Source organism: Parasphingomonas caseinilytica, assembly GCF_036663755.1.
Classification (GTDB): Bacteria; Pseudomonadota; Alphaproteobacteria; order Sphingomonadales; family Sphingomonadaceae; genus Sphingomonas.
The window spans coordinates 1,079,900-1,093,475 of sequence record NZ_JAXOJL010000001.1 but is presented as its reverse complement, the minus strand read 5'-3'; the positions used below and the strand labels follow the sequence as shown (position 1 = coordinate 1,093,475).

The following is a 13,576-nucleotide window of genomic DNA, read 5'->3' as shown; positions in this document are numbered from 1 at the left end:
GAACTTGGTGTAAGTCGCTTTAACTACCCCCTTTATGAGAGCGTAAGCGGGTCATTGCCTAATTTCGTCTCAACCACCGAGGCGGGATAAGCATGACAAAGATCGAAGACTTCATCAATTTTTCCAGCGAGAATACCGCTGGGGTTCCTGAAAATATCGCGGCCAAGCAGGTTGCTGATACGATGAGCGTATCCGCCGCTGGCGCCACCGCATTGACGGCTCTTGTAACCGAACTGACCGATAGCGTGAGCAAGGCGGTCGTGATGGTGAGCGGTCCAGCGGCGGCGGCGTCTGAAAGTGCGAGTAAAGCGATCGATACGATCAGCACCGCGGCGACGGGCGTCGTGGCAGCGGTCGCCGATAGCGCGCCGGTCGTTAGTTCTGCCGCCGGTGTAAGCCGCGCCGCGACCAGCGTGATCGACGCCGTCACCGCTAATGTCACGACCAAGGCATCATCGAGCGGTACCAGCACCAACACGATGGAGGTCGGCATGAACCTGGCCGGCGTCAGCTATTACGGCACGCAATATCCTTTCCTCGACCGGTTCAAAACGTCGTCGGAATGGATGGCGCAGGGCGTGAATGGCCAGCCGACAGGCGCGATCTCGCTCAATGCGAATGGCTATCCGACCGCGATGCCGACCGGGGCAATCAATCTCATGGTCGGGATCGGCCTTGATCCGGTCGCGCTCGACATGCCGGATGTCTATGTAATCACCTACAAGGGTACGGCGAGCCTCAACGTTCTGGGTGGCACGATTTTGTCATCGGAGCCAGGCAAGATCGTCTTTCAGTTTACCGGCACCGCGAATGCAACTGCTATCAACGTCACCTCGATCGATCCGAACAATCCGCTTACCGAAATTCACGTCGTCCGCCAGGATCAGGTGGCTCTGTTCGAGAGCGGCGAGATTTTCAATCCGGCGTTTCTCGACAAGTCTTCGCAATGGTCGCAATTGCGATACATGGATTGGGGCAACACCAACAACAATACGCTGACGTCTTGGGATCAGCGGACCACAGTGAACAGCGCATCTTGGAGCAATATCTCTTCGACGGGCAGCGTCCCGATCGAAATCATGGTGGCGTTGGCCAACAAGACCAAAACCGATATGTGGATCAACATCCCAGCCGAAGCAGATGACGATTATGTCCGCAAGACGCTAGCCTATGTGCGGGACAATCTCGCCCCGGGTCTGAGCGTGAAAGTGGAATATTCCAACGAGGTGTGGAACTGGGCATTCCAGCAGACTAGCTATGCGCGAGATCAGGGTAACAAGCTGTTTGGCACAGATCTTAACGGCAATGGCCGGATAGATTCCGGCACAGCCGAGGAGCCAGCTGGCGCAAATCTCCTTTACTACGGCTATCGCGCGGCGCAGGTCGCCGCGATCGCGACGAGCGTCTTCGGATCGAGCGCACCGACCCGCTTGGAGAACGTGATCTCGACGCAACCCGGCTATCTCGGTGCCGAGACCTATGTTTTTCAGGGCGTCGCAAATGCCGGATTGGGCAGTGTCGGAAGCTTGTTCCAAGATTATGCGGTCACGACCTATTTCGGTTTGGACAGCATCGATCAGGCGACCATCACGTCATGGGCTCGTTCGGGCCAAGCTGGATTAGATGCGGCATTTACGGCTCTGGGCGGCAGTCTGACGGATAATCTCCGAATCTACGTCTATCAGCAGGCGGTGGCGGCGCGGAATGGCATGGCGCTGGTTGCGTATGAGGGCGGGGTGAGCCTGACCGCATACAATGTTTCCGATGCGGACCAGGCGGCCGTGGTGGCCTTTTACAAGTCGCTTGATGCCGATCCGCGCATGGGTGACCTCTATAGCAAGATGGTCGCGGATTTCGCCGCTAGCGGCGGTTCCGGAATCGTTCCGTTCTCCGATGCGGTAACACCCACCAAGTGGGGCACATGGGGCACACTGGACAGCATTTATGACGATGGAAGTCCGCGATATGATGCGCTGGTCGCTGCGTCCACAGCGGCCAAGGCCGCACAAGCTGCAGGGTCCGATGCGACGCAGGCCAACGTCCGCACCTCGGCCGCCAGCTACGTCCTTGGTAGCAACCAGCTAACACTGACCTACATTGGATCGGGCGGGTTCAACGGCACCGGCAATGATCTGGCCAACACGATCGTCGGCGGAAATTCCTTCAATCTGCTCTTTGGCGGTGGCGGGGACGATACCATCATCGGTGGAAGCCGTAATGACATCATCGATGGCGGGACGGGCGCGGATCGGATGGTCGGCGGCGCCGGCGACGACACGTATGTCGTCGACAATGTCGGCGACGTGGTCGTCGAGCAGGCGAACGGCGGAACCGACGAGGTGCGAACCTCCCTGAGCACCTATGCGCTGACCGCCGATGTCGAGAACCTGACCTTTACGGGCGCGGGCGCGATCAATGGGATCGGGAACGATCTCGATAACGTTATCTCCGCCGCCAACAGCACCTCCGCGTCCCTGCATGGCGGTGCCGGCAACGACAGCCTGACTGGTTCGGCCGGTGCGGACTTTCTCGATGGCGGTACCGGGGCCGATACCATGCGCGGCGGAAAAGGCAACGACGTCTACATCGTGGACAATGCCGGAGACAGCGTGATCGAATTGGCCGGCGGCGGAATCGATACGGTGCGCACGTCACTCAATTCCTATGGTCTTCCAAGCGAGGTCGAAAATCTCACCTTCACCGGATCGGGCAACTTCAGCGCCTTCGGCAATACCAGCGATAACATAATCACCGGCGGTGCCGGTGATGACACGCTATGGGGCGATGTGGGCAACGACACGCTAAACGGCGGTGCCGGGAACGATGTCCTGATCGGTGGCTCCGGCACCGATACGATGATAGGCGGCCTGGGAGATGATCGATACGATGTCGATAACCCCGGCGACGTGGTGATCGAATATGCCGGTCAGGGCACCGACGTCGTTTACAGTTCGATAAACTACATATTGACCGCCAACGTCGAGAATCTGGTATTGTCGGGATCCGCCAACACTACCGGAAACGGAAACGAACTGAATAACGTGATTTTCGGAAATGACGGCGATAACATCCTGTTCGGCGCCGCCGGCGACGACACGCTTATCGGTGGCGGCGGTAACGACACGCTGGTCGGCGGCGATGGCAACGATGCGCTGAGCGGCGGTGACGGGGATGACATTCTAAACGGTCGCACCGGCGATGACATGCTCATCGGCGGTGCCGGAAACGACGTACTATGGGGCGGTGTCGGCCGTGATGTGATGGATGGGGGTGCCGGGGCGGATCGTTACGTCTTCTACACGGGCGACAGCGGCAAAACGCGGGCGACCGCCGATCTCGTCTACTTTTCCCATAGCGATGGCGACCTGATCGATCTGTCGAAGATGGACGCCCGCACCGCGACGCCGGTGGACGACGCGTTCAATTTCATCGGTCAGGCGGCCTTCACCAATACGGCCGGTGAGCTACGTATTCAGTATAGCGGAGGCTATTGGGATATCCTGGGCGACACCAATGGCGACGGGATCGCGGATTTCAGCATTACAGTCAGCGCCGGCACGACACCACTGATCGCAAGGGACTTTGTGTTATGAGGACCGCGATTGCCTGAACGTCGATACTTTCCGGCGGACCCATTGGTTCGCCGGAAACTCGACCAGTTTATAACTCAGCGTGGCCGCCACGATTGCCATGCAAAGAACCATGATCGACAGAATATCGCCCATTAGCGGGGTCGATCCGGCGAACTTCCGATCATCGATCGTCGTCACCAGTCCATAATGGTGCGTGACACGCTGGACGGCTTCGAGTGCATTGTGCGTACGGAACACGATGAACAGATGCACCATATAGATCGAATACGAAACCTTACCGAGGAACTCTAGCGGCGGCAGAATGAGAACGCGGCTCATCGCGCCGGATTGCTGTGCGAACACCAGAATCACCAAGGCAAATAGCGGGGGCACCGCAAGCGACAAAATCGAAGCGCCGGCGGCAACTACGATGGCGATCGTTGCCGCAACCGCCACGATTTCCAGCAACGTCGCCAGTGTCACGCCTAACCTAGGCTGGAAATAGCGATGCGCGCGGAACGTAACAACACCCAGCGAAAAGCCGATCAGGCAGCGCGCGAACGCTCCTTCGTGGAAGACATTTAGATAGCGATCAGTCGCGGTGAGCAAATAGCATCCGCAAACGACCGCCAGGATCAGCGCGACGAGGACGAGAAAGCGGCCGAGGTATCGAAAACCGAATGCGAAGACGAGGTAGGTCCAAACCTCGACCGCGATGCTCCAGGCAGGGCCATTCCAAGACGTGGGATGGCCAATGAACGTTTGTACCAGCCCCAGATTGGCAAAGATCATACCGACAGTATAGCCGTCCGAGAACGGCAAGCGACCTGAGGGTCTCACGATGTTGATCGTCGCCAATTCCCATGCCACGAACAGCGCCAGCATGACAATGTGGAGAGGATAAACGCGCCCGAGGCGCAGCATCATGAATTTTGGGATTGAATATCCCTCGCCTAGCCGGTCGCCATAGCTGGCAGCGATCACGAAACCGCTCAGCACGAAAAAGAAGTCAACGAACAGGAACGAGTGCTGGACGAACGCCGATCGGCTAATGTACCCGAACGTATCGAAATGCAGCAGTACGATCATGCATGCGCACACGCCACGCAGGCTATCGAGCGCCACGTAGCGATGCTTTGTTTCCCCGGTCATACCTTCCCTTTGCACGATGCTATTTTGACGCCAAGAAATATCAGCTTGCTCGCGCAACGATGCGGCCTGGGACGCCGACGATCGTTGCCCCGGCCGGTACGTCGCACAGCACAACCGCGTTAGCGCCGATCCGCGCGTGCTCGCCGACATGGATTGATCCGAACAGTTTGGCGCCGGCGCCGATATCGACGTGACCATCAATCCGCGGCACGCCTCCATCGACGATACCCAGCGTCACCTGTTGGAAAATCAGGCAGTTGGGGCCGATAACCGCATCGGGATGGATCACGATCCCGTTCGGATGCGGTATGAGCAAACCGCCCCCGATCTGCGTTGTTAGTGGAATGTCCGCGCCTGAAATTGCCGACCAGAAACGATAACGGACGACGGCCACTACCTTTAGTACGCGAAAAACCGGATTGGATCTCCCAACGAAGCGTTGATAATTGCGGATGCTGGCTAGCAATGCCCGGCCAGGATCCCAGCCCGTGTGGAATTCCCTGCTCCAATCCGGCGTGTCGGCGGAAATCATCGTATACGTCCTGAGAAAAGTAATCCGGTATCGACATGGACTATCGCCGTGTATCCACGGGAATGTACAGCGCATAGACGCGCTTGCCAGTGGCGTTTGCCGACGCCAAGACATGCAAGCAGAGCGGACGGGGCTGGCATCGATGGAAAACCAAGTGATTGGCCGGCGCTCGCGCGCGCAGAAGGGTGATCAAATCGCGGCGACGCTGATCCTGGCCCTTGCGCTCGCTTGCGTGTGGTTCGCCACGCGGCAGGACATCTGGATCGACGAGTCGACGCAATTGTCTGGGATCACGCTGTCGCCGATGGCGTTGATCCAATGGCTTGCCGGCACCGATACCGGACGCTTTGGCGTGCCGGGGGATCGGATGCCACCGCTCGGTTATCTGCTCGATTGGGCGTGGTGGCACGGCGTGTCCAAGTCCGTTCTCGCCTTGCGATTGTTTCACGCTGCGCTGGTCGTTGCGGCGCTGGCGCTGTACGCATGGACCGAACGCAACTATGTTGTTGGACGACGGGCGATCGTCGGCCTGATCTTTCTCGCTGTGTCGCCGGAAACGATCCAGTTCGCGGTGGAGTTGCGCGCATATCCGATGCTGTTCGCGCTCGCCTGTTTGCAGACAGCGCTGTTCTTGGGACTTGTTGCGGGACGGGGCGTTCCTTCGGGTAAGAGGCTCGGCGCCTTCGCATTGGTCTGCGTCGCGACATGCTTCGTGCATTTTTTCGGGGTCGTCGCGACGTGCGCCTTTTTTGGTGCGCTACTGCTGCGTTTTCTGCGCACGTCCCCGCTGCGCGTGATCGCCACGGGGATTGCGGCTTTGGTTCCGACACTGGCGCTGAAACCCTTCATCGTCGGCGCAACGGCTCTGTCGCAAGAATTGGTCGTCGGCATCAGCCCCGTTGAATATATCCTGCAGCTATTCGCGGGCTCTGCCTATCTCGTCCTGCCGTTCGCGGGCGCGGTATTCATGGCCGGTTCCATCGCCTTGTTCCTGCTCGGCATATGGGGTGGGTTGGGCAGGGCGCTGGAACGGCGGACGGAGCCGGTCGATCATATGATCGTCGTTACGGCTCTGGGTGTCGTGGCGACGATCGGGCCGCATTTCTGGATTCATTCGTTCGACACGCTGAAGCCAAGCTACAGCATCTGGTTGTTGCCGGGACTGGCGATGATCATGGCATCGGGCGCACGGGAAGTGGCGCGCCGCGGCCGTTGGATGACGCTCGGGGTCAAGGCAGGGGTGGTGGCGCTGGCCGTCGGGGCGGGCATTTCCACCGCGATCTTCTTGGTCCATCCCGATTGGTCAATTCATGGTCCCGCGCGGGCCATCATCACAGCGCGGCAAGCCCTGCCCAGCGATACGCCGATCGTGTATGTCGGAGAAGATACCTATGCTTATGGCTATTTTCCGATCGTCTATTTGACTGAAGGCCGTGCGCAACAATGGCTGGCGGAAGGGGATGGCGTCCGTCGCTTGCCGGACGGTCCCATCGAGGCATGGAAGGCACTTGCGCAGCATCGACAGGTGCTGTTCGTGGATATTCGACTGCGGCGTTACGCCGAGCTTGGCCAATGCCTCAAAGGGCGCTGCCCGCCGTTCGACCGTTCTTCGATGCTGGATGCTCTGCTAGCCGGCGGCAGGTGGCGCGAAACTTCATTGAACAGAAGTTTCGGCTATTACGATGCGACCATCACCCGATTGGATGCGGTCGACAAGTGAGCCCTGCGATATGCGCCCGCTGATGCCGGAAGCGATGATCGTTGTGCCCTGAAGCTGCGGGGGCAGGGGCAGCCGAACTCGCTCTCGCTCACCGCGGCCTGTCAGGGTGTCGTCAGACGTCATCCAGGACCTGAAGCGATTTGATCAGTTCCGACCGGTGACGGAACACCTCTTCGTCGATCAGCGGATGCCCGTCTTTTGCGGCGGCCCGGGCCAGTTCGGCCAATCTGTGCGGCTGGGCGATGATCGCTGCCAGTGCGTCGGCCAGCGCTGCCGGATTGGGGGTGGTCAATACGCCGCCTTTGTTCGCCTGGATCAGATCGCGGGGATAGGGGCTGTCATAGCCGATGATCGGTGTGCCCGACAGCAGCGCCTCGATCAGGCAACGCGGCGATTCCAGCGTCTTGTGGCAGAAGAGGAAGATATCCGCCTCGCGAAACGCCTGCATGAGCAGGGCCCGGTCAGTCACAGACCCAAAAAAGCGGATTGATGCGTTCAATCCGAGACTGGCGATCTTTTTGCGCGCGAATTCAATTTCAGGTCCGTCGCCAAACCATGTCGCTTCGAACGCGACGTTCTTTGCGGCCAACAATGCAAGCGTATCGATCCAGTCAGCAACACCTTTGTCGGAATGGACGCGACCGCCATACACGATCTTCACGGGCCCGGTCCTTGATCGCGCTATCTTTGCGGCCAGATCGTCCCTCGAAATCCGTGAGTCGCTCCCCAGATGAATATCGTGAACCAGATGGGCCGACCGGCTATAGGGCGCATAGGCATGATAGGTGTCCATCCCGTGAAACAATCCCATCGCGGATCGCCGGATGACATGACGTTCCAGGCGGACGGCCATCCAGGCCGTCAGCAATCTGTAGCTGCGTCGTGCCCCCAAATATTGCTTCGCCTGGAACCTCATAACGTTCGATTCAACGCGATCGGTCCAGATCGCCACTCTCCGTTTGCGCTTGGCCGCCAAAATAGCACCGACCGCACCCCAGTCGCCCCAAAATCCTCCTATCGCGAATTGGAGATGCGTCGCCCGTCCGATCAGTTCGAGCAAAAGCGCTCGCGTAGCGCGCAGGGTTCGAAAAAACTCGATCGGAGTCCAGGCAGCAGGCAGGGGGCGGATGTCGAGATTGGCGGTCGGAAACATTGCGCAAACATCGCTGGTGGCTTCCGGGGCCGTATCCACCGGCAATATCGGATTGCACAGCGTCACGTGTTCAAAATTTTCCAGCCACAGGCGCAACCCGTTACAGGCTTGAGAATCATAGAACATCGTACCGGCGACCAAATAGATCGGCACCGGAAGGATGATCAAGATCGATCCCTGTTTTTGGTCCAAGGCGATATCTTTCTTGTTTCCGATTACGGCTAGTTCGGATTCGCCACTCCGATACCAAAATATTCGGAGCGGCCTAACCCGTTTTGGAAATCGCTTTCCGGCCTATCGCTCGCGCAGCGCGCTGCCCTTGGCTTCGTCGACCGGGCTGGTGAGGTAGCTGAGGAAGCTGCGGTCGCCCGTTACGATATCGGCCACCGCGCTCATGCCTGGCGTGATCGCGACGTTGCGGTCGCCGCGGTTGATCCGCGTGCGATCCAGCGCCACGCGCACCACATAAACCGGGCCCAGTTTCTCGTCGTCGATCGCATCGGGGCTGATCGCCAGCACCTTGCCGGGGATCGATCCGTAGCGCGCGAACGGGAACGCTTCGAGCTTCACATCGACCTTCTGGCCGACCGACACGAAGCCGGCGTCGCGGTTGAGTAGCTTGACCTCGGCGACCATCCGGCCATCGGCGGGCACCACCGTCATGATCGGCTTGGCCGCCTCGACCACGCCGCCTTCGGTATGGACCGAAAGCTGGCCGATCGTACCGGTGACGGGCGCGCGCAGTTCCTGGAAGGTGCTGCGCTGCTGCGTCTTGGCGAGTTCCTCCTGCCGCAACTGCATCTCGGCATTGGCCTTGACCAGTTCGTCGAACAAAGCGGCGCGCACTTCGGTGCGGGCCTTGGCCATCGTGCTGGCCGCGCCGGCCGACTGGGCATTGGCGCGCTGGATCGATTCGATCGCCGCATCGCGGTCGCGCGCCTGGCCGAGCCGCTGGCGGCGCATCTCGATCACCTTCAGCTTCGACACGAAGCCCTTGGCGAGCAATTGTTCGTTGGCCGCGATCTGTTCGTCCAGCAGTGGCAACGTCTCGGTCAGCTTGGCGACCTGCACGCGCGCCGTGGCAATGTCCGATCGCGCGACCTGACCATTGGCGGCCTGCGCGGTGATCGATGCCTGCACGTCGGCCAGTTTGGCCAAAGCGAGCGAGCGTTGCGCCGCGACCGTGGTGGCATCGGAACCGGCGGGCGGCGTGAAGACGAAGGGCTTGCCGTCCAGCCCGTCGATCACCGCGCGGGTGCGCGCGACCGAGAAGGCGGCGGTCTCATAAGCCTTGCGCGCCTGCATCGCCTCGGCCGAGGATACGGTCGGATCGAGCAGAACGAGCACTTGGCCCTTGGTCACGTGATCGCCATCATGCACCAGGATGCGGCGCACCACGCCGGCCTCGGCGGGCTGGACGAGCTGGACGGCGCCGGTCGGCACGATCTTGCCTGGCGCGGATGCGACGATGTCAGTGCGGCCGAACGTCAGCCACAAGGCCAACGCCGCGACGCCGCCGAGCAGCACCTTGGCGGTCAATCGCGAGGTCGGGGAGACGGGGCGTTCGATCACCTCCAGCGCGGCGGGCAGGAAGCCGGTCTCATCGACGCGCAGGCGCCCAATGTCGCGCTTCTTCTCTTCGGCCAGGGACGCGCGGATCACGGCCCAATTGGTGGTCAGCGCGTTCATGCGGCAATTCCCTGCACGCCGGATTGGCGGCGATGAAGTTCGGCGTAGCGCCCGCCCAAAGCGAGCAGTTCGTCATGCGTGCCGGCTTCGACGATCCGGCCCTTCTCGATCGCGACGATGCGGTCGCAATCGCGCACCGCCGACAGGCGATGGGCGATGACCAGCAAGGTGCGACCCTTGGAGATTGCCTTGAGATTGCGGCGGATGATTTCCTCGCTCTCGGCATCGAGCGCGGACGTCGCCTCGTCGAGGATGAGGATGCGCGGATCGGTGACGAGCGCGCGGGCGATGGCGATGCGCTGGCGCTGCCCGCCGGACAGATTGACGCCGCGTTCGACGATCGGCGTGTCATAGCCCTGCGGCTGTTGCAGGATGAACTCGTGCGCCCCGGCAAGGCGCGCGGCCTTCATCACGCGTTCGAACGGCATGGCCGGGCTGACCAACGCGATGTTCTCGCGGATCGAGCGGTTGAACAGGATATTCTCCTGCAGCACGACACCGATCTGGCGGCGGAGCCAGGTGGGATCGAGTTGCGCCACGTCGATCCCGTCGATCAGCACGCGGCCGCTTTCGGCGATGTACAGGCGCTGGAGCAGCTTGGTCAGGGTGGATTTGCCCGAACCCGATGATCCGACGATGCCGATCGATTCGCCCGGCGCGATGGTCAGCGACACTTCGTCCACGGCGGCGGGGCCATCGACGGCATAGCGGAAGCGGACCTTTTCGAAGCGCACGGCACCCTTCATCGCCGGCATGTCGAGCCGCGACGCGCTCTGCTGTTCGACCGGGTGGTTGAGGATGTCGCCGAGCCGCTCGACCGAGATGCGGACCTGCTGGAAATCCTGCCACAGTTGCGCCATGCGGATCACCGGGCCGGACACGCGCTGTGCGAACATGTTGAACGCCACGAGGCCGCCGACGGTCAGCGTGCCGGCGATCACCGCCTTGGCACCGAAGAACAGGATCGCGGCGAAGGACAGTTTGGAAATGAGTTCGACCGCCTGGCTGCCGGTGCTGCCGAGGTTGGTGACGCGTAAAGCGGCGGCGCTATAGGCGGCCAGCTGGCGTTCCCAGCGATCCTGCCATTGCGGTTCGACGGCGGAGGCCTTGACGGTCTGGATGCCGGTGACGCTTTCGACCAGCAAGGCGTTGCTGGCCGCGCCGCGCTCGAACTTCTCCTCGATGCGGGCGCGCAATGGGCGGGTGACGAACAGGCTGACCGCGACGTAACCGACCAGGCTGACCGCGACGATCGCGAAGAGCGACGGCGAATAGATCAGCATCGCGACCATGAAGACCACCGTGAACAGCGGATCGACCAGCACGGTGAGCGAGGCGGTGGTGAGGAATTCGCGGATCGTTTCGAGCTGGCGAACGCGCGTCACGGTGTCGCCGACGCGGCGTTTCTCGAAATAGCTCAGGGGCAGCGCGAGCAGATGGCGGAACAGCCGCGCGCCGAGTTCGACGTCGATCTTCTGGCTGGTCTCGGAATAGACCCGGCTGCGGATCCAGCCGAACATCGTCTCCCACAGCGATACCGCGACGAAGCCGAAGGCCAGCACGTTGAGCGTGGACAGCGCATTGTGCGCCAGCACCTTGTCGATCACGTTCTGGAACAGCAATGGCGCGGCGAGGCCGAGCAGGTTGAGCGTGAAGGTGATCAGCAACACCTCGCCGATCAGGCGGCGATAGCGCACCATCTGCGGGATGAACCAGGTGAGATCGAAGCGCTTACCGGTGGCGCCGCGCGATTCGCGCGTGGTGATCAGCACGATCCCGCCGTCCCAGATCGCATCGAGCCCGGCGCGATCGACCTTCTCGACCGGGCGGCCCGGTTTCTGGATGAGCACGCCGTCTTCGAGCAGCCGGCCGATGATGAACCAGCCGGCGGGTCCGCTGGCGAGCGCGGGGAGGGGCTGTCCGGAGAGCCGTCCGGGGGCGACATCGACCGCCTTGGCACGCACGCCGGTCTGGCGGCGCGCGAGGCGCACGATGTCCCCGGCACCGAGTGGATCGGAATGGCCGAGTTCGTGGCGCAACTGCACCGCATCGACCGAAGTCTGATGGATCGACAGGAGCAATGCGAGCGCCTGGACGCCGCTATCGTCCTGTGGCGGGGGAGCGTCGCGACTTTCGCCGCCCGCACCGCCAAACGCGTCGTTCAGCTTCTTTTCGATATCGTCGGGAATCTTCATGGCTCGATCCGTCGCGGATAGTGGTTCGCCCCGTTCTCCACGAACAAGGTAAACATTCCGGTAACGATGTGGCCGAGATGATCGGAATTTCGGGGTGCGCGAAACCGGCGCACAAACGAAAACACCGCCGGTCTTGCGACCGGCGGTGTTTCAATACTTCGAACCGAAGACAATCAGGCTGCGAAGGAAACCTTCGTCGCCGGGCGACGGCGCATCGCGCCACCGACCAGGCCGAAGCCCATCAGCATCATCGCCCAGGTCGCCGGCTCGGGCACCGCAACCGCGAACTGGCGGAAGATCGATGCCGTCGAGGTCGTGTTGTAGGTCAGCGCGTTGACGCTCAGGTTCCAGCCCATCGCATCGTAAGCGGCCAGATCCAGACCGGTCACTTCGCCCATCTGGCCGAAGCAGAACGTCGGATCCAGGATGCCGAGCTGCGGACCGCAGGCATTGGCACCCGTGGCGTCCTTCCAGTGCGACGCCTGCTGGCCGTCGCCATTGTAGCGACCCTGCGAGAAGGAGTTGCCGAACAATGCGGTGAGGCCGCCGTCGATCGAGAAGTACTTCGTGCCGCTCAGCGTGCCGGCCGACAGATCGAGCGCCGCGCCGCCGGGTACGAGGTTCGTCGGATCGGCGCTGTAACGGAACATATCCAGCGCGCTGTAGATCGACGTGCTGTTCAGGCTGTAGTTCAGCGTGCCGGCATTGGGATTGCTGGTGCTTCCGAGGCCATAAACGTCGAGGAAATCGACGCCCGAAACGAAGCCGAGCGCGTGGCCGATCTCGTGAATGGCGACGCCGATGAAGTCGAACGTGTTGGCGCTGATGCCATCGGTCGGATCGAAATCGAAGTTGAAGTTGGTGCTGAACTGGACGTTGCCGTCGATCGAGGTGTTGGTCACGCCGGTTGCCGTGCCACCGATGGCCTTGATTACCGAGGAATTGAGATACAGCACCTTCGAGCTGGTCGTCGCGGCATTGTCATAGACCAGCTTGGTCGTGTCGTCGTCGGTGAAGCCATCGGCGCCTACGGTGGTGCCGTTGGTGATGAAGCTGGCCCCGCCACCCGTCAACGTCGGCAGCTTGATCGTCGTGTCGATCACCGAACCGCTCTTGGTCGCGTTGAGGCGCGTTTCCCAGTTGGCGACCGTGTAATCGGCGCGGGTGCTACCGGTCGAACCGATGATGCCGGTGCCGAGCGCAGCCGTACCGACGCCCAGGTTGATCGTGACGTTGTTGGTAAGAATCGAACCCCAATACGCGGCAGCGATCTGAAATCCTGCGCGGAACTGAGCCTGTTGAGCTGCAGTACCGGCGAAGCCGTTGTCGATCAGATTGATGACCGCTGCATTCGATGTGCCGGCGATCGAAATCATTGCTGCGCCGCAGCAGAGTAGGCTCTTGATTCGCATGGTAGACCCCTTGTTGCCCAATGGCCGATTACGGCTCATTAACCAGACTATTGTTGAGCGGGGTCGGGGCTGTCAAACGCTATTAACCCTTTTTTTACTATATGTTGCGTTGCGGTCACTATGGCCGCCCCAAAATGAGATTTCCTTTTAA

At 61.0% G+C, this 13,576-nt stretch carries 7 protein-coding genes and 2 pseudogenes; 2 read left to right on the top strand and 7 right to left on the bottom strand.

Going from position 1 to position 13,576, the window contains the following annotated elements; genetic code table 11:
- The first annotated feature begins 92 nt into the window (after window positions 1-92).
- Window positions 93-3,593, top strand: coding sequence for a calcium-binding protein (locus U1738_RS05235; RefSeq protein WP_332787949.1), 3,501 nt, complete (start codon window positions 93-95; stop codon window positions 3,591-3,593).
- Here the strand turns inward: U1738_RS05235 and U1738_RS05230 are convergent.
- Together U1738_RS05230 and U1738_RS05225 are read right to left on the bottom strand one after the other, a co-directional pair.
- Window positions 3,588-4,724 (bottom strand): acyltransferase family protein, encoded by a 1,137-nt coding sequence (locus U1738_RS05230; RefSeq protein ID WP_332788226.1) that lies wholly within the window; start codon window positions 4,722-4,724, stop codon window positions 3,588-3,590. The genes U1738_RS05235 and U1738_RS05230 overlap by 6 nt on opposite strands.
- Window positions 4,725-4,764: 40 nt before the next feature.
- A complete protein-coding gene (locus U1738_RS05225) occupies window positions 4,765-5,256 on the bottom strand; it encodes a serine O-acetyltransferase (protein ID WP_332787948.1) in 492 nt (163 codons plus the stop codon).
- Between U1738_RS05225 and U1738_RS05220 the strand changes: the two genes are divergently transcribed.
- Window positions 5,240-6,976: a glycosyltransferase family protein gene (locus U1738_RS05220; RefSeq protein ID WP_332787947.1), complete on the top strand. Its 1,737-nt coding sequence runs from the start codon at window positions 5,240-5,242 to the stop codon at window positions 6,974-6,976. The two genes, U1738_RS05225 and U1738_RS05220, sit on opposite strands and share 17 nt — an antisense overlap.
- Before the next feature lie 112 nt (window positions 6,977-7,088).
- On the opposite strand, the gene U1738_RS05215 is transcribed toward U1738_RS05220, so the two are convergent.
- The 5 genes and pseudogenes from U1738_RS05215 to U1738_RS05200 form a co-directional block, all read right to left on the bottom strand.
- Entirely contained in the window at window positions 7,089-8,297 is a 1,209-nt protein-coding gene (locus tag U1738_RS05215) for a glycosyltransferase (protein WP_332787946.1), read from the bottom strand.
- Window positions 8,298-8,423: 126 nt separating this feature from the next.
- Window positions 8,424-9,818, bottom strand: a complete 1,395-nt coding sequence (locus U1738_RS05210) for an HlyD family type I secretion periplasmic adaptor subunit (RefSeq protein WP_332787945.1) — start codon at window positions 9,816-9,818, stop codon at window positions 8,424-8,426.
- Window positions 9,815-12,013 (bottom strand): type I secretion system permease/ATPase, encoded by a 2,199-nt coding sequence (locus U1738_RS05205; protein WP_332787944.1) that lies wholly within the window; start codon window positions 12,011-12,013, stop codon window positions 9,815-9,817. The genes U1738_RS05210 and U1738_RS05205 overlap by 4 nt, the downstream gene beginning before the upstream one ends.
- Window positions 12,014-12,186: 173 nt before the next feature.
- Window positions 12,187-12,297, bottom strand: a pseudogene (locus tag U1738_RS20265) (PEPxxWA-CTERM sorting domain-containing protein); the annotation flags it as partial.
- A gap of 72 nt (window positions 12,298-12,369) precedes the next feature.
- Window positions 12,370-13,389: pseudogene (locus tag U1738_RS05200) on the bottom strand (NF038122 family metalloprotease); the annotation flags it as partial.
- Window positions 13,390-13,576: the final 187 nt, after the last annotated feature.